The 19432-nt window shown below is 62.4% G+C and carries 18 protein-coding genes; 16 read left to right on the top strand and 2 right to left on the bottom strand.

Translation table 11 applies throughout. The features are described 5' to 3' along the window. Nucleotides 1-104: 104 nt before the first annotated feature. A complete protein-coding gene (locus tag BUA69_RS15580) occupies nucleotides 105-1370 on the top strand; it encodes a DUF2254 domain-containing protein (protein ID WP_046135253.1) in 1266 nt (421 codons plus the stop codon). Here the strand turns inward: BUA69_RS15580 and BUA69_RS15585 are convergent. After that, on the bottom strand, nucleotides 1367-1846 hold the full coding sequence (locus BUA69_RS15585; protein WP_046135252.1) for a MarR family winged helix-turn-helix transcriptional regulator: 480 nt from the start codon (nucleotides 1844-1846) through the stop codon (nucleotides 1367-1369). The two genes, BUA69_RS15580 and BUA69_RS15585, sit on opposite strands and share 4 nt — an antisense overlap. Nucleotides 1847-2115: 269 nt before the next feature. Here BUA69_RS15585 and ectA point away from each other — a divergent pair, with 269 nt between their 5' ends. The 10 genes from ectA (at nucleotide 2116) to BUA69_RS15635 (ending at nucleotide 11781) form a co-directional block, all read left to right on the top strand. After that, nucleotides 2116-2688 carry a diaminobutyrate acetyltransferase gene (ectA, locus tag BUA69_RS15590; RefSeq protein WP_082093820.1) on the top strand — a complete coding sequence of 191 codons (573 nt, stop codon included), beginning with the start codon at nucleotides 2116-2118 and terminating at the stop codon, nucleotides 2686-2688. A gap of 51 nt (nucleotides 2689-2739) precedes the next feature. Beyond that, nucleotides 2740-4029 carry a diaminobutyrate--2-oxoglutarate transaminase gene (gene ectB, locus BUA69_RS15595; RefSeq protein ID WP_143154544.1) on the top strand — a complete coding sequence of 430 codons (1290 nt, stop codon included), beginning with the start codon at nucleotides 2740-2742 and terminating at the stop codon, nucleotides 4027-4029. A gap of 12 nt (nucleotides 4030-4041) precedes the next feature. Then, the gene (locus BUA69_RS15600; protein WP_046135251.1) at nucleotides 4042-4434 is read left to right on the top strand and encodes an ectoine synthase; all 393 of its coding nucleotides are present in this window, start codon (nucleotides 4042-4044) and stop codon (nucleotides 4432-4434) included. A gap of 43 nt (nucleotides 4435-4477) precedes the next feature. Next, nucleotides 4478-5401, top strand: coding sequence for an ectoine hydroxylase (gene thpD / locus BUA69_RS15605; RefSeq protein WP_342020579.1), 924 nt, complete (start codon nucleotides 4478-4480; stop codon nucleotides 5399-5401). 60 nt (nucleotides 5402-5461) lie between these two features. Beyond that, the gene (locus BUA69_RS15610; protein ID WP_082093819.1) at nucleotides 5462-6919 is read left to right on the top strand and encodes an aspartate kinase; all 1458 of its coding nucleotides are present in this window, start codon (nucleotides 5462-5464) and stop codon (nucleotides 6917-6919) included. Nucleotides 6920-6986: 67 nt separating this feature from the next. Then, the gene (gene ehuB, locus BUA69_RS15615) at nucleotides 6987-7853 is read left to right on the top strand and encodes an ectoine/hydroxyectoine ABC transporter substrate-binding protein EhuB (RefSeq protein WP_143154545.1); all 867 of its coding nucleotides are present in this window, start codon (nucleotides 6987-6989) and stop codon (nucleotides 7851-7853) included. Nucleotides 7854-7936: 83 nt separating this feature from the next. Continuing rightward, a complete protein-coding gene (gene ehuC, locus BUA69_RS15620; protein ID WP_046135249.1) occupies nucleotides 7937-8608 on the top strand; it encodes an ectoine/hydroxyectoine ABC transporter permease subunit EhuC in 672 nt (223 codons plus the stop codon). Between the two features lie 3 nt (nucleotides 8609-8611). Continuing rightward, nucleotides 8612-9304, top strand: coding sequence for an ectoine/hydroxyectoine ABC transporter permease subunit EhuD (gene ehuD / locus BUA69_RS15625; protein ID WP_046135248.1), 693 nt, complete (start codon nucleotides 8612-8614; stop codon nucleotides 9302-9304). Further along, a complete protein-coding gene (gene ehuA / locus BUA69_RS15630; protein WP_046135247.1) occupies nucleotides 9301-10071 on the top strand; it encodes an ectoine/hydroxyectoine ABC transporter ATP-binding protein EhuA in 771 nt (256 codons plus the stop codon). The genes ehuD and ehuA overlap by 4 nt, the downstream gene beginning before the upstream one ends. 66 nt (nucleotides 10072-10137) lie before the next feature. Beyond that, on the top strand, nucleotides 10138-11781 hold the full coding sequence (locus BUA69_RS15635) for a BCCT family transporter (RefSeq protein ID WP_046135246.1): 1644 nt from the start codon (nucleotides 10138-10140) through the stop codon (nucleotides 11779-11781). A 10-nt stretch (nucleotides 11782-11791) separates the two neighbouring features. On the opposite strand, the gene BUA69_RS15640 is transcribed toward BUA69_RS15635, so the two are convergent. Continuing rightward, on the bottom strand, nucleotides 11792-12313 hold the full coding sequence (locus BUA69_RS15640) for a DUF2062 domain-containing protein (protein ID WP_082093818.1): 522 nt from the start codon (nucleotides 12311-12313) through the stop codon (nucleotides 11792-11794). A 275-nt stretch (nucleotides 12314-12588) separates the two neighbouring features. Between BUA69_RS15640 and BUA69_RS15645 the strand changes: the two genes are divergently transcribed. From BUA69_RS15645 to BUA69_RS15665, 5 genes are all read left to right on the top strand, one after another. After that, the gene (locus BUA69_RS15645) at nucleotides 12589-14388 is read left to right on the top strand and encodes a sensor histidine kinase (RefSeq protein WP_046135244.1); all 1800 of its coding nucleotides are present in this window, start codon (nucleotides 12589-12591) and stop codon (nucleotides 14386-14388) included. Further along, the gene (locus BUA69_RS15650) at nucleotides 14385-15722 is read left to right on the top strand and encodes a sigma-54-dependent transcriptional regulator (protein WP_046135243.1); all 1338 of its coding nucleotides are present in this window, start codon (nucleotides 14385-14387) and stop codon (nucleotides 15720-15722) included. Before BUA69_RS15645 ends, BUA69_RS15650 begins: the two co-directional genes overlap by 4 nt. Before the next feature lie 199 nt (nucleotides 15723-15921). Then, complete coding sequence (locus BUA69_RS15655; RefSeq protein ID WP_046135242.1) at nucleotides 15922-16875, top strand: TAXI family TRAP transporter solute-binding subunit; 954 nt, start codon at nucleotides 15922-15924, stop codon at nucleotides 16873-16875. Nucleotides 16876-16938: 63 nt separating this feature from the next. Then, nucleotides 16939-19029 carry a TRAP transporter permease gene (locus tag BUA69_RS15660; protein ID WP_046135241.1) on the top strand — a complete coding sequence of 697 codons (2091 nt, stop codon included), beginning with the start codon at nucleotides 16939-16941 and terminating at the stop codon, nucleotides 19027-19029. Beyond that, nucleotides 19029-19412 carry a DUF1850 domain-containing protein gene (locus BUA69_RS15665; RefSeq protein WP_342020574.1) on the top strand — a complete coding sequence of 128 codons (384 nt, stop codon included), beginning with the start codon at nucleotides 19029-19031 and terminating at the stop codon, nucleotides 19410-19412. The genes BUA69_RS15660 and BUA69_RS15665 overlap by 1 nt, the downstream gene beginning before the upstream one ends. The last annotated feature ends 20 nt before the right edge of the window (nucleotides 19413-19432 follow it).

A 19432-nucleotide genomic window follows, 5' to 3' on the forward strand; every position in this document is an offset into this window, starting at 1 on the left:
CCATGTTGCCTGAAACGCCGACCGGATGCGACCACTATTGGAAGCTGGCGGAGCCAAAGCACGCGCAGCGCGTTCTTCCAGCCAGTGTGCCGTGAAGGAATGACATGACGTCTCAATGGTTTTGGCTGGCAGTCCAGCTTACGCGTCGCATCTGGGTCCGCGCGAGCCTGTTTTCCCTGTTGGCGATCGTGGCAGCGCTGCTTGGCATTGCGCTCAGTCCCTACATACCCGCCGATCTACCCACCAAGATCGGCGCCGACGCGGTCGACCATATCCTGGGCATCATTGCCGCCAGCATGCTGACGGTCACCACCTTTTCGCTCAGTGTGATGGTCTCGGCCTATTCGGCCGCGGCGAGCAATGTGACGCCGCGGGCGACGCGGCTGGTGATGGAAGATTCAACGACGCAGAATGTGCTGTCGACCTTCGTTGGTTCGTTCCTGTTCAGCCTTGTCGGAATAATCGTGCTCAGCACCGGTGCCTATGGCGCGCAGGGCAGGGTGGTGCTGTTTGGCGCAACGGTCGTGGTCATCATCTTCATCGTGTTCACGCTGCTGCGCTGGATCGACCACCTGTCGCGCCTCGGCCGAGTTACCGAAACGACTGCGCTGGTCGAGGAGGCTGCCGCCAAGGCGATGCAGGAGCGCCACAACAATCCGTATATGGGCGGCTCAAGGCTCCGGCACGATGCCGTAATTCCAGCGCAGGCTACAGCCGTGTATGCCTCGCAGATCGGCTATGTTCAGCATGTCGATATCGGGGCGCTCTCCGATCTGGTCGGGGACCAGTCCGGCGCCATCTACCTCGTTGCCGTACCGGGCGACTTCGTTGACCCGACAGCGCCCCTCGCCTGGGTGGCCGGCGTCCAGGCCGATGGCGTCGATGCTGCGGTCCGCCAATGCTTCGCGATCGGCGATACCCGGTCCTTCGATCAGGACCCACGCTTCGGCGCCTCGGTACTCGCGGAAATCGGCTCCCGAGCCTTGTCGCCGGGTATCAACGATCCCGGAACCGCAATCGATGTCATCGGGCGCGCCGTTCGCATTCTGGCGATTGGGACCGAGACCGGCGAGGATCGGGGGCCTCGCTTCCCAAAGGTCTTTGTCCCTCCCATCGATATCGGCGACATTTTCGATGACTTCTTCACCCCGATCGCTCGTGATGGTGCAGCCATAGTTGAGGTCGGGCTCCGGCTGCAGAAGGCTTTTCTCGCGTTGGGGCGTCTTGATCCGGGCCGCTACGGCCCCCATGCCCTGCGGCACTCCCAGGAGGCTCTGATGCGCTCGGAGGTGGTCTTGATCGAGATGGACCGCAAGCGCGTCGAGGCGGGCGTCGTGCGTGTGCGCAAGCTGCTTCAGGCGCCGATCTAATCCGCCGACAACACTTCGGAGGAATCCAGCACCGCGGCGACATCCTTGTCGTGATTGCCAAGCATGGCGGCCACCCGCTCCAGGGAGGCGATGAGCATGGACTGTTCCCAATCCGCCAGCGCGATGAACTGTTCATGAAACAGGGCGTGGACCCCATCGGGGGCGATGGTCAGAGCCTTTTTGCCCGCCTCGGTCAGCGACAGCCAGACCTGACGACGGTCGCTTTCGCCCTTGCGACGCTGGATCATGCCGTTGGCTTCCAGTTTCTGCAGGAGGGCGGTGGTGGTGGCTTGGGTAATGCCCATGCTGGCGGCGATAAAGCCCGCCGTCTGCTCGCGCTCGTCGTCCAGCAATTGCATGAAAATCAGCTGCGACGGGGTCAGGCCCGTTTCGCGCATGAGGCGTTTGCTGTTGAGCTCAGTGCTGCGCAGAATCTTGCGCATGGCGGTCAAGGCAAGCTTGGTTCTGTCTTCCACATCCGCACCTTTGTCGATCCTCAGGCATTTCTAGCACGCCGTCGTCAGAACCCAAGTGCGGTCAGTGGTCGCCGTCCGCTCATAAGGTTAGTATGTACGAAGCATATGGAGCCGATCTGAATGGTGTGCACAACGGTACGGCCTGGTCGGGAAAGTTTTTTAGCAGAGCTAACTAACTGAACAATAGCGAATAAATTGAACCTAGTGCGATTTTCCGACCAGAACGTGGGTTTGCGCGGGTTGACATTTAGTTTCGTAAAACAAATTATATGCGCATGATTTATGGAAATTCCGTCATTAGCGACGCCGCTGGATGGCGACCGGAAACATCCCCCGTAATCCGCAGGCCCCAGTCCACCGACGGTTTTGCGGTCTGGCAGCTGATCGGGCAAACCCCGCAGCTGGATGATAATTCGCTCTATTGCAATTTGCTTCAGTGCAGCCATTTCGCGGCAACCAGTGCGATTGCCGAGGCGGGTGGAGCTGTCGTTGGCTGGCTCTCGGGCCATGTGCCGCCCGGTCAACCCGATACGCTGTTCGTCTGGCAGGTCTGCGTTGCTGAGCAAGCGCGTGGCCGTGGCCTGGGAAAGAAGATGATCGGCGATGTGCTGGCCCGGCCGGAAAGCGCCGGCATACGGCACGTTCAATGCACGATCACCCAAGACAATGCCGCGTCCTGGGCGCTGTTCACCGCAGTGGCACGCACGGTCAAGGCGCAACTCAGCCAGATCGAGCACTTCCTGAAGGACGAGCATTTTGCCGGTCGTCACGATGCCGAATTCGCCGTCTCGATCGGGCCGTTTGATCGCGAACGCGCCGCCGCCGCCCTCAACGCGGACTAACCCACGACCTTGCTGCTTTACGCCCAATATTAGTTTTGGAGATGCTTTCACATGACCTTTTCCAGCTCGATGAAGCCCATGGCGACATTCCAGCGCGTCGAAAGCCAGGTGCGATCCTACTCGCGCAGTTTTCCAAAGGTTTTCGACAAGGCGTTGGGCGCCACGATCTACGACATCGACGAGCGGGCCTATACCGACTTCCTGGCTGGATGTTCGACACTGAACTATGGCCACAATGATCCTGACCTCAAGGCAGCCCTGATCGAATATGTCTCGGCCAATGGTATTGCCCATGGCCTGGACATGTTCACCGATGCCAAGGAGCATTTCCTGGCGACGTTCGAGCGCCTGATCCTGAAGCCGCGGGGCATGGGCCACCATGTCCAGTTCACGGGACCGACGGGCGCCAATGCGGTCGAAGCGGCCCTCAAGCTGGCGCGCAAGGTAACCGGGCGGACCAATGTCATTGCCTTCACCAATGGCTTTCACGGCGTGACACTCGGCGCGCTGGCCGCTACCGGCAATTCCAAACATCGAGACGGTGCCGCAACGCCTCTGAGCGGGGTGTCGCGCGCTGCCTATGATGGCTATTTCGGCGCCGATATCGACACCGCCGACATGCTCGAACGCCAGCTGTCGGACCCATCCAGTGGCTTCGATGCCCCGGCTGCAATCATCGTGGAAACGGTGCAGGGCGAGGGTGGGCTCAATGCGGCATCGGCGGAATGGCTCGGCAAGGTGCAGGCCATCGCCCGCAAGCACGGCGCGTTGTTCATCATCGATGACATTCAGGCCGGGTGCGGGCGCACCGGCGGGTTCTTTTCGTTCGATGGCATGGGGCTATCGCCCGACATCGTCACCCTGGCGAAGTCACTGTCGGGCATGGGGCTGCCCCTGGCTCTGACCCTGATCAAACCCGAGTTCGACATCTGGAAGCCTGCCGAACATAACGGCACCTTCCGCGGCAACAACCACGCTTTCGTGACGGCAGCCGCCGCACTCGACAAGTTCTGGGCCGATGACCAGTTCCAGAACGCCGTCGCCAGGAAGGCGCAGTACCTGGCCGAGCGCCTGATGGCGATAGCCGACCGGCACGATCTCAGCATCAAAGGCCGCGGCATGATGCTGGGCGTTGACGCTGGATCGGGGGAGCAGGCCGAAGCCATTTGCAAGGCATGTTTCGCCGAGGGCCTGATCATCGAAACCTCCGGCAGTTTCGACGAGGTGGTCAAGGTCCTGGCCCCCCTGACCATTTCAAACGAACAGTTTGCAGCGGGCCTTGACGTCCTGGAAGCCTCTTTCGAGGCCGTCCTGGGAAGCCATCGCGCCGCGGCTGAATAACAGGAGACTTCCATGATCGTCCGAGACCTGAATGCCGCCCGCCAGACCGACCGGCTCGTCAATGCCGATGGCTGGGACAGCACAAGGTTGCTGCTCGCCGGTGATGACATGGGGTTCAGCTTCCACATCACCCGCATTCACGAAAACACCAGCCACGTCTTTCACTACAAGCACCACTTCGAGAGCGTCTACTGCATCGCGGGCGAAGGCAGCATCGAGGAACTCGATACCGGCACGGTGCATCAGATCCGGCCTGGCGTGATGTACGCCCTCAATCTGCACGACCGGCACCGCCTCACGGCCAAGAGCGAGATGGTGATGGCCTGCTGCTTCAACCCACCCGTGAGCGGGCAGGAGGTGCATCGCGCCGATGGTTCCTATGCCCCCATCGCCGAAGACGCTTGAGCCCTTCCTTCCAAAAACGACAACGAAAGGCGTCGATATGACAATGCCAGCGACCCAAGCCGCCAATCAGGACGATTATCCAACGCGTTTGCCCCAGGAGCAGTGGCTTGAACGCAAGGACCCTACGGTATGGGGCCGTTGGAGCCCTGAAGCGCCGCTGACCCGTGCCGAGACGAACGCCTTCGACAAGAATGGTTTCATCGTTCTAAATGGCGTGTTCTCTCCGGCCGAGATTGCCGCGCTGCAGCATGAATCGGCTGGTATGCGTTCCGGTGAGACCAAGCTGGCCCCCGAGAATGTGATCACCGAGCCGGGCTCGGACGAGGTGCGCACGGTCTTCCGGCTGGACGAGCAGAATGCCCTGTTCGACCGCCTGGCCCGCGACAAGCGTATTGCCGGCCGCGTCAGTTTCCTGCTGGGGGACGATGTCTATCTGCATCAGTCGCGGCTGAACTATAAGCCAGGCTTCACCGGCAAGGAATTCTACTGGCATTCCGACTTCGAGACCTGGCACGCCGAAGATGGCATGCCGCGCATGCGCGCCATTTCAGCTTCCGTGCTGCTGACCGACAATGACGCGCTCAATGGGCCGTTGATGCTGATGCCCGGTTCGCACCGGACATTTGTGGCCTGTGCCGGGGAGACGCCTGAGGACAATCACAAGACCTCGCTCAAGCGGCAGGAAATCGGCGTTCCATCCCAGGACAGCCTGACCAAGATGGCCCAGCAGTTCGGCGTCGACTATGCGGCAGGCCGGGCCGGCACGGTCATCCTGTTCGATTGCAACACGCTGCATGGCTCGAACGGCAACATCACGCCGTTTCCGCGTTCCAATGCGTTCTTTGTCTACAATGCCTGGTCCAATCGCGTCGGCGCACCCTATGCCGCCAAGGCACCGCGCCCGGCATTCCTGAGTTCGCGCGACCCGCAGGCGCCCCTCGTCATCGAGAGCGGCAAGCTCGCCTAACCGGTTCACGACAACACAGCAGGCAGCGCTTCTTCGTCCGGAGAAGCAGCCGGAGACCCTATGACCGAAACGACCATGCGCCACACCGTCGAGAAGATCGGCGGCACCTCGATGTCCCGTACCATCGAACTGCTCGACACCGTGTTGATCGGGGATCGCACCGGCGCGCAGCTTTACCAGCGCATATTTGTAGTTTCGGCCTATGCCGGCATTACCGATGCCCTGCTGGAGCACAAAAAAACCGGCAAGCCCGGCGTCCATGCCCTTTTCGCCAGCGCGGAGAGCGGCTGGGCCTGGGGCGATGCGCTGAGCGCAGTCGCCGATCAGATGTATGCGCATAATGAACGCGTGTTCGGTGATGCCGATGCCCGGCAGACGGCCGACCGGTTTGTCCGCGAGCGGATCGAGGGGGTGCGTTCGTGCCTGATCGATCTGTCACGGCTGTGTTCGTTCGGCCATTTTCAGCTTGAACAGCATCTTCTGACGGTCCGTGAAATGTTGGCATCGCTGGGCGAGGCGCATTCGGCGTTCAATACCAGCCTCTTGCTGAACATGAGTGGCGTGTCGGCGCGACTGGTCGATCTGAGCGGCTGGCGTGACGAGCGCCAGTTGCCGCTGGACGAGGTGATTGGACGGGCATTTTCCGATATCGACCTGAGCCGGGAGCTGCCCATCGTCACCGGTTATGCGCAGTGCCGCGAGGTGCTGATGGGGACCTATGACCGCGGCTATAGCGAGGTGGTCCTGTCGCGGGTCGCGGTCGTCACCGAGGCGCGCGAGGCGATCATCCACAAGGAGTTTCACCTCTCCTCGGCCGATCCGCGCGTGGTGGGCCTGGAAAGCGTCCGGGTCATCGGCGAAACCAATTACGACGTGGCCGATCAGCTCTCCAATATGGGCATGGAAGCGATCCATCCACGGGCCGCCAAGAGCCTGCGCCAGGCTGGCATTCCGCTGCGGGTCAAGAATGCCTTTGAGCCCGATCACAATGGGACGGTGATCCGGTCCGATATCCATGCCGGCGCGCCGCAGGTGGAGATCATCACCGGGATCAAGAATGTCTTCGCGCTCGAGTTCCACGACCAGGACATGGTGGGGGTGAAGGGCTACGATTCCGAAATCCTTGAAGCGCTCAAGCGCCACAAGGTCTGGATCATCTCAAAGACCTCCAACGCCAATACCATCACCCATTTCCTCAAGGGGTCGATGAAGGCAATCCGGCGGGTCGAGACAGACCTGTCGGCGGCCTTTCCCTGCGCCGGGATCACCCTGCGCAAGGTTGCGCTGGTTTCCGCCATCGGTCGCAATATCGGGGACAGCGCCGTGTTGGCAAAAGCCATCGGCGTGCTCGCTGCGGCCGGCATTAGTCCGCTCGGCGTTCATGACCTGATGCGCAAGGTCGACCTGCAGATCATCGTCGACCCCGCCGATTTCGAGGCAACGATTTCGGCCCTGCACAAGGGGCTGATCGAAGACTGGGCGCCGGCACAGGCAAATGAACTCCATGCCGTCGCCTGACCAACCGCCGGCTGAACTTCGACGGGCAGCAGCCGGTATCTCGCCCAGAATGCAACAGGAGCACCACATGACCATGTTCGGCAAGACAGCACTAACGACGATCTCCGCAATCGCGCTATCGGCATTGGCTGGCACCGCAGTCAGCGCTGCAACGCTCGCAGAGATCCAGGCGGCGGGCACGATCCGCATCGCCGTCGCCAATGAAATTCCCTATGGCTATGTCGATCCGAGCGGGACGGCGCTGGGTGCCGGCCCCGATGTTGCCAAGGCACTGATGGACGAATTGGGGGTCGAGAATATCGAGTGGGTCACCACCAATTTTTCTTCGCTCATCCCAGGCCTGCAGGCTGACCGTTTCGACATGGTCGCCGCCGAGATGGCGATCCTTCCCGATCGGTGTGGCCAGGTGCTGTTTTCCGAGCCGAACACCTCTTATGGCGAAGGCCTGCTGGTTGCCGAGGGCAATCCGAAGGACATTCACGCCTATAGCGACTTCGCCGACAAGCCTGACCTCAAGGTCGCCATCATGGCTGGCGCCGATCAGCTCGAAATGATGCAGAAGCTCGGGGTTGCCGAAGCCAATCTGGTGACGATCGCGTCCAATGCCGACGCCATTTCGACGGTGTCGACCGGTCGTGCCGATGCCTATGCGGCCACCAGCCTGACGGCCAGCGGCCTGGCCAGCCAGGGCAAGGGTGTTGAAGTGGCCGCGCGCTTTAGCGATCCCGTGGTGGATGGCGAGCCGGTCCGCAGCTGGGGCGGCTTCACTTTCGCCAGCGGCAATGAAGAGCTGCGCGATGCCGTCAACGATGCGCTCGGCGCATTCAAGCAGACACCCGAATGGGCCGAAGTCCTGACCGGCTATGGCTTTACGCAGGCCGATGTCGACGGCTCGGCTGAGCGCACCACCGCCGAGCTCTGCGCCGCCAAGTAATCCGGGGCAATCAACGCGCATCTTGGGCGGGTGCTCCGGCGCCCGCCCAAGATGCGTTCCTCCCTCTTGACCGGGATCAATCCATGCAATGGACTGACTATATCTCCCCCCTGATGCAGGGGGCTTGGGTCACCGTCCAGTTGACCGTGTTCTCCACCATTCTGGGCGCTGTGCTGGCCTTCGTGTTCGGCATTGGCAAGCTCTCGTCGAACTGGGCATTCAGGGCCATTTCGGTGGCCTATATCGAAGTGTTTCGCGGGACCTCGCTGCTGGTGCAGCTGTTCTGGCTGTATTTCGCGCTGCCGCTGGCCGGCACGGCGATGGGCATCGACCTGCGCTTGCCGCCGGTGCTTGCCGGCGTGCTGGCGCTTGGTCTCAATATCGGGGCCTATGGCGCCGAGGTGGTGCGGGGCGCGATAGCGGCGGTGCACCAGGACCAGCATGAAGCGGCCCGGGCGCTGAACTTCAGCGCTCGACAGACGCTCTGGGGGATCGTGATCCCGCAGGCCATACCCGAGATGATGCCGTCATTCGGCAATCTGGCCGTGCAGAACCTCAAGGATACCGCGCTCGTCTCGTTGATCAGCCTGGGTGATCTGACATTTCGCGCCGAGCAGATCCGCAATTTCACCCAGGACAGCACGACGATCTATTCGATGCTGCTGGTGATGTATTTCGGCATGGCTCTCGTTCTCACCGCCATTATGCGGGGGCTGGAACGCTATGCCACGCGCTGGCGCACGGCGAGGAGCTAGACCATGCTGTTTGGATTTGAATGGGATCTTTCGAGCCCGCTGGCCTTTGCCCTTTCCATCCTGCCGATCCTTCTGATCGGCATGTGGGTGACCATTCAGGCCGCGGTGCTCGGCTTTGCCGTGGCGCTGGTGCTGGGACTGGTCTGGGCAGTGCTGAAGGCGGCCCGATCGCGGTTTATCGCCTGGCCGGCCTCCGTCGTCACCGAGTTCATCCGGGACACGCCGCTCCTGGTACAATTGTTCTTCCTGTACTACGTGCTGCCTGAATACGGCATCGTCTTGCCGGCCTTCATGACGGGGGCCCTGGCGCTCGGCATCCAGTACAGCGCCTATACGTCCGAGGTATATCGTGCCGGGCTGGAGGCCGTGGCCAAGGATCAGCACGAGGCCGCGCGCGCGCTGAATCTGTCGGCGGCTCGCACCTTTACCCACATCGTCGTGCCCCAGGCGGTGCCGCGCATCGTGCCGGCAATGGGCAATTACCTCGTTTCGATCATGAAGGACGTGCCGGTGCTGTCGGTGGTGACGGTGCTGGAAATGCTCAACGTCGCCAAGATCGTGGGCGACAGGACGTTCGACTATCTCGTGCCGCTGTCCATGGTTGGCGGTCTTTACCTTATCATGACGCTGGTCGCGTCGGCCGGCGTCCGCCTGCTCGATGGCTGGCTTCCCAAGCAGGGGATACCCTTGAAATGAGCGACCCGATCATAAAATTTGACAAGGTCGTCAAGCGCTTCGGTGATCTGACAGTGCTCGACGCACTCGACTTCGAGGTTATGCGCGGCGAGAAAGTGTCGATCATCGGGCCTTCGGGATCGGGGAAATCGACTGTGCTGCGCATCCTGATGACACTGGAAGGCATCGATGGCGGTTTGGTCACCGTGGGGGGCGAGCCGCTCTGGCATGAGCCCGGGCCGGATGGGCTGAGGCCCGCCAGTGAGGCGCATCTGCGCAAGATGCGGGCCCAGCTTGGCATGGTGTTTCAGCAGTTCAACCTGTTCCCGCATATGACAGTGCTGCGCAATATCACCGAGGCGCCCGTCAAAGTGCTCGGCCTGAGCAAGGCGGATGCCAAACTGCGGGCCGAGGAACTGCTGGAGCGGGTCGGCCTGGCCGATCAGGCGCAAAAATACCCCCATCAATTGTCGGGTGGGCAGCAGCAGCGGGTGGGCATCGCCCGTGCCCTGGCCATGCGCCCAAGCATTCTGCTGTTTGACGAGCCGACTTCAGCACTCGATCCCGAGCTGGTCGGCGAGGTTCTCAATGTCATCGGCCAATTGGCGGAAGAGCACGACCTGACCATGCTGCTGGTCACCCACGAGATGCGCTTTGCGCGCGAGATCTCGGACCGGGTCTGCTTCTTTGATCAGGGGCAAATCCGCGAAGAGGGCACGCCCGAGGAACTCTTTAGCGATCCCAACGAGGACCGCACCCGGGAATTTCTCAAGGCGGTTCTCGATTAAACTTCGAAAATTACGGAACGAACCGGCGATCGGCGCACTTTAGATCAATCGATGCATGGCAGGACGATGATATCATCAGACGATGAAGCTGGCGAAGAGGAGGTTCGCCCTCCCGAGGGCCCAACAGAAATAATCCAGACCGACTATTCCATCGGTCAGGACAACATCGTCTCGCGCGTGGGCTTTGTGAAGGTCGACATCCACAATCCCGTATTCCTGATATCGGGGCTGACCATCGTTTTATTCGTGGTTGCAACGCTGCTGCTGGGCAGCACTGCGACCAATGCCTTTGTTGGACTGCGCGACTTTCTGACCGACCGGTTCGACTGGTTCTTCCTGCTTGTTGGCAACGTCTTTGTGCTGCTGTGTGTGGCTTTGATCGCCTCACCACTGGGCAAGATCCGTATCGGTGGCCGCGATGCCTCGCCAGACTATTCCTATAGCGGCTGGCTGGCGATGTTGTTCGCCGCGGGCATGGGTATCGGCCTGATGTTCTACGGCGTATCCGAGCCGCTTTCCAACTTTACCGCGGCGCTGGGTGGTCCGATAACGGAGGGCGGCGTGCGGATCGACTGGGCGCCGTTGGACGGGGCCGTCGGCGACGCAGATGCGGCGCGCCGTCTGGCCATGGCGGCCACGATATTTCATTGGGGCCTGCATCCCTGGGCGATCTACGCCATTGTGGCGCTGGCACTGGCGATCTTCTCGTTCAACAAGGGACTTCCGCTGACGATGCGGTCGATCTTCTACCCGATCTTCGGTGACCGGGTGTGGGGATGGCCCGGCCATATCATCGACATTCTGGCGGTGTTCGCGACCCTGTTTGGGCTGGCAACCTCTCTGGGCATTGGTGCAGGCCAGGCCAATGCCGGACTGAATTTCCTCTTCGGGGTGCCGCTGGGCGATCTCTCCATGGTGCTGTTGGTTGTCGCAATCACTGGCGTTGCCCTGGTGTCGGTGGTGGCCGGCCTTGACGCTGGCGTCAAGCGGCTCTCAGAAATCAACATGATCATGGCGGCCCTGCTGCTGGTCTTCGTGGTTGCCGTCGGACCCACCCTGCAGATCGTCACGGGTTTCTTTGCCAATTTGTGGGCCTATGGTCAAAACCTGCCGGCCCTGTCCAATCCATTCGGGCGCAGCGACGACAATTTCCGCCATGGCTGGACGGCATTTTACTGGGCGTGGTGGATTTCGTGGTCGCCCTTTGTCGGCATGTTCATCGCGCGGGTCAGCCGGGGCAGGACAGTGCGGGAATTCCTGCTCTGCGTGCTGCTTATTCCGTCCACGGTGAGCGTCTTGTGGATGACGGCCTTTGGCGGCACCGCCATCAGTCAGGTCGTCAATGACAGTACCGCCGCGGTCGCCGATGCGGCTTTGGAATTGCAGCTGTTTCAAATGCTGGCGGGGTTGCCACTCACGCAGATCACCTCGTTTATCGGTATCGCCCTGGTGATTATTTTCTTCGTGACCTCTTCGGATTCCGGCTCGCTGGTCATCGATACCATCACCGCCGGGGGAAAGGTCGACGCGCCAGTGGGGCAGCGCATTTTCTGGGCGAGCTTTGAGGGCCTGGTGGCGATTGCGCTGATGCTGGGAGGCGGTCTGGCTGCCCTGCAGGCGATGGCGGTATCCACCGGCTTCCCGTTTGCAATTATTCTGCTGCTGGGGTGCGTCGCTCTGGTCAAGGGCCTTCTGGCCGAACCGCGATAGCTTGCGGCAGTTAGCCTGAAATGTTCTGTTGCCGGCCTCGCCGTTCCGCCATCTGAGTCTGGCGCATCATTCTGAACCTGGTGACCAGAGCGCGCACGGCGAGGTAAAACAAGGCGTAGACGAGAATGGCTATTGGCAGTCCGCCGATCATCATGGCCTTGAATGTCGGCCACGCCGCTGCGAAGCCGTCAGCAAAGAAACCGCCTTCAATCTGTTCTGCGGTCATCGCCAGACGGGAGCCGTCCGCAGCGCTCGCGTCACCACCACCGGTCGCCCAATGGCCGACGCTGTAGGACGCTGCGAAGAAAAACGGGAAGGTGAGGGGGTTGCCCCATGCCGTGCCAATGGCGGCCGCGATCATGTTGCCACGCGTGATGAAGGCCAGGACGAAGCCGAGAAAGAAGTGCAGGCCGATGAGCGGGAACATCGAGACGGCAGCCCCGGACGCCACGCCCGCGGCGATGGCATGCGGACTTGCCGACAGGCGCATCACGCGCTTGCCGAGATATCTGCCATAGCGGCGCAGCCCCATGCGTGGCCACACAACGTCCCGGATTCTATTGGATAGACCAGCCCTCACGCTCACCCCCGATGGTTGCTCGCTACCTTAGACTATAGGTGTACGGGCCAGCCAGCAAAACCATTGTGAGCGAGCGATCGGGGGGCAATCCAGCTGGTGAATGCTGGCGAATGCCGGGGATTGCTGCAAGCTGCTGCATGCGCGGCGCGACCGGCGACGATTGGTTCTTTTTATCCTCACACGGCTCTGACACTATCGCAGGCACGACAGGGAGGACTGTCCGGCCAGTGAAGAGCCATCTCATCAAGCGCGTGCATCTTGCCGCAGCGGGTATTCTCGCTATTGCCGGACTGCTGTCGATCGCCGTCTGGTGGGTCGCGCTGGAGAATGGCAAGGCCCGTGTCGGCGCGCAATTGCAGGACCGACTGACCATCACGCTGCGCTCGGTGGAGAGCGAGGTCGAGCGCTTCCGCTATCTGGCCGGGGTGGTGGGCGAGGATTCCCGCATCGATGCAATGCTGGCGGGCGCGCCGGCCGGAATTGAGCGGCGCACAAATCTATATCTGCAATCGGTCCGCGAGCGTTCAGGCGCCGATGAAATCTATCTGCTGGACCTGTCCGGCACGACCCTGGCGGCGAGCAATTGGAATGAGGCGGGCAGCTTTGTCGGCATCAACTACAGTTTCAGGCCCTATTTCAGCGATGCCATAACCCGCGGCGAGGGGCGCTATTATGCGGTTGGCGTGACCACCGGGAAGCCGGGTTATTTCCTTTCCGCGCGGGTCGATGGCGATGGCGGGCCGCTTGGCGTGGTGGTGGTCAAAGTGGACATGTCGCCCCTCGAAGAGGCCTGGATGCAGACCGCGGAACTTACCGGGTTGGCGGACCAGGCCGGGGTGATTTTTCTCACTGGCCGTCCGGACTGGAAGTACCGCCCGCTGCGCGTCCTCTCGCGTGATGGGGCTGCCGCCATTATCGCCGAGCGGCGTTATGACAATATCGATGTGACCCAGCTCGATCCCCTGGTGCCCCCGGACGCCGATCCGGGCTCGCCATCCATCGCAACGGCCGAGGGCAGCGTGGTTCTCGGGATTGCGGCTGTGGAGCCGGACGGCTGGCAATTGTTCACTGGCCTGCCGATGCAGCCGGTGCATGAAGCGGCCCGGCTGGTTGCCGGGGTGGCGGCGATGGGATTTCTGCTGGCGTCGGCGGTCAGCCTGTTCTTCTGGCAACGGCGGCAGATCGTGCGGCTGAAGCTGGAACAGAATGCAGTGCTGGAACGCCGCGTGGCCGAGCGCACCGCGGCTTTGGCCCGTGAGGTCGACGAGCACAAGCGCACCGAGGTGGAGCTGCGCCACACCCATGAAAGCCTTATCCATGCTGCCAAGCTGGCCGCATTGGGTCGCATGTCGGCGGCCATTGTGCATGAGGTGAGCCAGCCGCTGTCGGCGCTGGACAACACACTCGCCGCAGCCGGCCTGCATGCGGAGCGCGACGCCAAGGCGCAGGTGACCAAAAGCCTGACCTCGGCCCGCGACCTGCTGCGCCGCATGCAGCGCACGGTCAAGCATCTCAAGACGTTCTCGTCGCGCCAGGACGCCAGTGCGCCCGAACCCGTCGACATCGCTTCGGTGGTGGAGGCCGCGCTGGAAATCGTCGATCCGCGCGCCCGCGAATCCGCGGTCGCGATCAACAATGGCGTGCCGGCCGGATTGCCGATGGTGTCCGCGAGCCAATTGCGGCTCGAACAGGTGCTGATCAACCTGCTGCTGAACTCCATAGACGCCACCGCCGGGGCCGGCAATTCCCAGATCACCATCGGCGCCGCCCAGGTTGGCGACAGTGTCCAATTGCGCATAGCCGATACCGGGGGCGGCATTCCCGATGACATCATGCGGCGCATGTTCGAACCCTTTTTCACCACCAAGACGACCGGGGAAGGCCTGGGCCTTGGCCTGTCGATCAGCCGTACCATCCTTGAAGAGTTTGGCGGGGGCGTCAGCTTCGCGCCGGGCGCTGGGGGCGGGACCGTGACACTCGTGCAATTGCCGCTCCATGTCGCCGACCGGATGCGGGTGCGGGCATGACACGGGGCAGGATCGTCTTCATCGACGACGAGAAGCAGCTCTGCGCGGCGGCGGAGGACTGGCTGAGTGTTTCCGGCTTCACCGTTACGACATATCAAAATCCGGCACAGGCGCTGCGCGAGATCGACCCGCAGGACTGGGACTGCGTGGTGTCGGACCTGCGAATGCCCGGAGCGACTGGTTTTGACGTGCTGACCCATTTCCGGGCGGCCGATAGCGACCTGCCGGTCATCCTGCTGACGGGGCATGGCGATGTGCCGGTCGCCGTCAAGGCCATCCAGATCGGGGCCTATGACTTTATCGAGAAGCCCTATGATGCCGACATGCTGGTGGCGGTGCTTGACCGGGCCGTGGAGCGCCGTCGGCTCAGGCGCGAAATTGATCTTCTGCACGATGGTGCCGGGGCGCCGAGTATCGAGGACCGGCTGATCGGCATATCCCCGGCCATGGTTGCGCTGCGCCGGTCCGTCGTCCAGCTGGCCAGTGTCAATGTCGACGTCCTGATTACCGGGGAAACCGGCACAGGCAAGGAGGTGTTGGCGCGGGCACTGCACGAATTCGGCGCGCGGGCGGCGGGCAATTTTGTCGCCATCAACTGCGCGGCCGTGCCCGAGTCGATCTTTGAGAGCGAGATCTTCGGACACGACAGGGGGGCCTTCAGCGGCGCCGCCAGTGAGCGCGCCGGCAAGTTCGAATATGGCCAGAACGGCACGGTGTTTCTCGACGAGATCGAATCCATGCCGCTGGCGCTGCAGGCCAAGGTGCTGCGGGCCCTCCAGGAGCGGACGGTCGTACGGCTGGGGTCCAACCGCGAACGCGCCATCGACGTGCGCTTCATCGCTGCCACGAAAACGGACCTGCGGCGCGAAAGCGCGGCCGGGCGGTTCCGTGCCGACCTCTACTATCGTCTGGCCACGGTGGAGCTGGCCATCCCGCCGCTGGCCGAGCGGCGGGAAGATATTGCGTTGCTCCATGGGGTGTTCGCGCGGGCGGCGGCGGAACGGTTCGGTCTGGCACTGCCACAGGACACCGATCTGACCTGGCTCAGCGAGCAGGCTTGGCCTGGCAATGTGCGCGAGCTCAAATCCGCGGCCGAACGCGCAGTGCTCGGACTGGCCAGCCCGACATCGACGCGGGTGCCAGGCGGGCGGGCGGCGCCGTTGCCGGATCGGGTGGCGCGGTTTGAAGCCGAGGCCATCGCGCAGGCCCTGCGCATGACCAATGGCTCGACCGCCGAGGCGGCCGAGCAGCTCGGCCTGCCACGTCGCACGCTGAACGAGAAGATAGCCCGATATGGCCTGCGCGGCGCCGACAGAGCGGCCATGGAGCCCTGAGGCGCTGGCAACAATCCGCCAGGCGCTCTCCAGGCTGGCGGATTGTTGCCAGGTTTTGCCGGGCGATCAGCTCTTGGCCGCCGCATTGCCGTAGATAAGCGCGCAAACCTGCGCTGGCATGGCACTTGCTAAGTCATGGGGAGTGCTGCCGTGGAGAAGGCGACAGCGCAATCATAATCATGCCAGGGAGGAAATCTGCATGACCATTCGTACCGCAAGCAAGCTTGCCGGAATTGCCGTGGCCATTGCTGGGCTCAGCGCGCCAGCGGCCACGGGTCAGGAATTCATCAATATTCTGACCGGCGGAACCTCGGGTGTCTATTACCCGCTCGGCGTCGCGCTTTCGGAAATCTATGCCGAAGAGATCGACGGCGCGCGCACCCAGGTTCAGGCGACCAAGGCCTCGGTGGAAAACCTCAACCTGTTGCAGCAGGGTAAGGGCGAACTCGCCTTTGCATTGGGGGACTCGGTAAAGTCAGGTTGGGACGGGGTCGAAGAGGCCGGCTTCCCGCAGCCGCTGACAGAACTGCGCGCCATCGCCGCCATTTATCCGAACTATGTGCAGATCGTGGCGACCGCCGAATCCGGCATCGAGACGCTGGCAGATCTCAAGGGTCGGTCGATTTCGGTCGGCGCGCCGGCATCGGGCACAGAGCTCAATGCCCGCGCCATTTTCGCGGCGGCAGGCATGAGCTACGAAGACCTGGGCAAGGTGGAATTCCTGCCCTATGCCGAGTCCGCCGAACTCATCAAGAACCGCCAGCTCGATGCAACCCTGCAATCGTCCGGCCTGGGCGTGGCGTTCATCAAGGATCTCAGCGCCACGATGGACATCAACATCGTGGCGGTGCCCGCCGAGGTGGTCGAGGGGATTGGCGCACCCTATACGCCATCCGTCATTCCGGCCGGGACCTATGACGGACAGGACGCCGATGTCAGTACCGCTGCCATTGGCAATGTCCTTGTCACGCATGCCGGCGTGAGCGACGAGACGGCCTATCAGATGACAAAGCTGATGTTCGAAAACCTGGAACGTCTCAAGGCCTCGCATTCGGCAGCTGCAAGCATTGACCCCGCAACGGCTCTGAACGGACTGAGCATTCCCCTGCATCCGGGCGCTGAGCGTTATTATCGCGAAGCCGGGCTGCTCTAGCTGTCTTGGTCCGGGGCGTGCATCGCTCCGGACCGTTCTCTGCCGGTTTCTGGGAGGAAAACCATGACGACCATTGCGACAGCGCCCAGCGCCGAAGAGGCCGTTGGCGGCCTGCCCCCCGGCTTTGGTCCGGGCATGACGGGCCGCATTGCCTTCGGCATTGCCATCGTCTTTGCCTTGTTCCAATTGTGGACCGCCGCCTATGGCACGCTGCCCAGCCAGGTCGTGCGCGCCATGCATGTGGCCTTCCTGCTGCTGCTGGGCTTCGGCCTTGTCGGCAACCTGGTCGCCAAGACCATGTGGGGCAAGGCAGTGTTCTGGGGCCTTGGTCTTCTGGGGTTTCTGACCGGCGTCTATAACTGGGTGTTCTATGCCGACCTGCTCAAGCGCAGCAGCTTCCTTACCCCGTTGGACCTGGCGGTCGGCACGGTCACCATCGTCCTGGTGTTCGAGGCGGCGCGCCGGCTGATGGGGCTGCCGCTGGCTCTGATCTCGGGCCTGTTCCTGGCTTACTGCTTTCTCGGCCAATATATGCCGGGTCCGTTCGTGCACCGGGGCTACGACTTTGCCCAGATCATCGAGCATTTCGGCTTTGGCACCGAGGGTATCTACGGTACGCCGGTCTATGTTTCGTCGGCCTATATTTTCATCTTCGTCGTCTTCGCCGCCTTTCTCGAACGCGCTGGCATGCTGACGCTGTTCAACGACTTCGCGCTGGGCCTGGTCGGACACTGGCGTGGCGGCCCGGCACAGGTCTGTACTGTGTCGTCCGCCCTGATGGGCACGATTTCCGGTTCCGGCGTCGCAAATGTGGTGGCCAGCGGCCAGTTCACCATTCCGCTGATGAAGCGTTTTGGTTTCCGCTCGGATTTTGCCGGCGGCGTCGAGGCCACATCGTCGATGGGGGGGCAGATCATGCCGCCCATCATGGGGGCCGTGGCCTTCATCATGGCCGAGACTCTGGACGTTCCCTACAGCGCCATCGTCCTGGCGGCGATCATTCCTGCGACGCTCTATTTCTCCACCTGCCTGTGGGTCGTGCATCTGGAATCGGGCAAGGCCGGCCTCAGCGGGATGAGCAAGGCCGAACTACCCAATCCATGGCATGCCGTGCGTGATCACTGGCCGCTGGTCTTGCCGCTGGCAGCGCTGATCTATCTGCTGTTTGCCGGCTATACGCCGATCTTTGCCGGCACTATGGGGCTGGCGCTGGTCGTCGTCCTGATTCTGGGCACGCCGCTGGCGGCAGCCATCGGGCCGCGGGCATTCCGCTATGCCTTCTGGATCGCGCTCGGGCTGGCCTCGGCGGCCTTCCTGCAATTCGGCGTCAACCTGCTGCTGCTGGTGATCGCCGCGCTGGTGGCGGCCTGCGTCTTCGTCAAGGGCGGTCGGCCGACGCTGGCCATCGTCCGCGACTCGTTGGCCGAGGGCGCGCGCAATGCCCTGCCGGTGGGCATTGCCTGCGCCGTGGTTGGCATTGTCATCGGCACGCTGACACTGACCGGAATTGCCTCCACCTTTATCGGCGCCATCATCCAGATCGGCGAGAACAACCTGTTCCTATCGCTGGTACTGACCATGCTGACCTGTCTGGTGCTGGGCATGGGTATTCCCACCATCCCCAATTACATCATCACCTCGTCGCTGGCCGGTCCCGCGTTGCTGGAACTGGGCGTACCGCTGCTGGTCAGCCACATGTTCGTGTTCTATTTCGGCATCATGGCTGACCTGACACCGCCGGTGGCGCTGGCCTGTTTCGCGGCCGCACCCATGGCCAAGACATCGGGGCTCAAGATTTCGTTGCAAGCCACCAAGCTCGCCGCTGCGGGTTTCATCGTGCCGTTCATGGCGGTCTACACGCCATCGCTGATGCTGCAGGACGGCGGTGCTATCGCGGCCAGTTTCGGATATCCGGTGGAGGTGGTCTACATCGTGTTCAAAACCAGCCTCGCCATTGCCTTGTGGGGCGGCGCGGTGGTTGGTTACCTGTTCGCCCCGACCAGCATGCTCGAACGTATCGCCTGCTTCGCGGTCGGGGTGTTGCTGATGCTGGCCTTGCCTTGGACGGACCAGGCGGGCTTCCTGCTGGCGGTCGTGCTGATCGGCCAGCACTGGTGGCGCAGCCGGCGGCCACGCTTCGGCGCGGTGTCCTGATGTTGTGCATTGCCGCCGCCGGGGTCGTAACGGCGCTGGCGACGACCAGCTTTACCCTGGGCTGGACCCATTCAGTCGAGCAGACGTGGTGGCAAGAGCGCTGGCGCATCGAGGACGGGCACCTCACGATCGTCTCGGCCAGTGTCAAAGGCTCGGGCGCCGGCATCGCCATTCCCGAGCATGCGGTTTGGGCGGATGGGGTTTGGACGTATGCGCCCGCCTTGCCGCCTCTGGACAGTCTGAACCTGGCGGCCTCCGGGACGACGGGGGCCGGCTGGCTGTTATGCGGGCAGGATGGACAATGCCTTGAGCTTGGAGAAGAGCCGGACGCGCCTATAAAGGTGTGGCCGGCCAGGGTCTGCGCAGGCCCTCCAGCCGGGTAAGGCCGGGATGCCAGTGGAGC

Origin of the sequence: Devosia limi DSM 17137 (assembly GCF_900128975.1) — a bacterium.
GTDB lineage: Bacteria > Pseudomonadota > Alphaproteobacteria > Rhizobiales > Devosiaceae > Devosia > Devosia limi.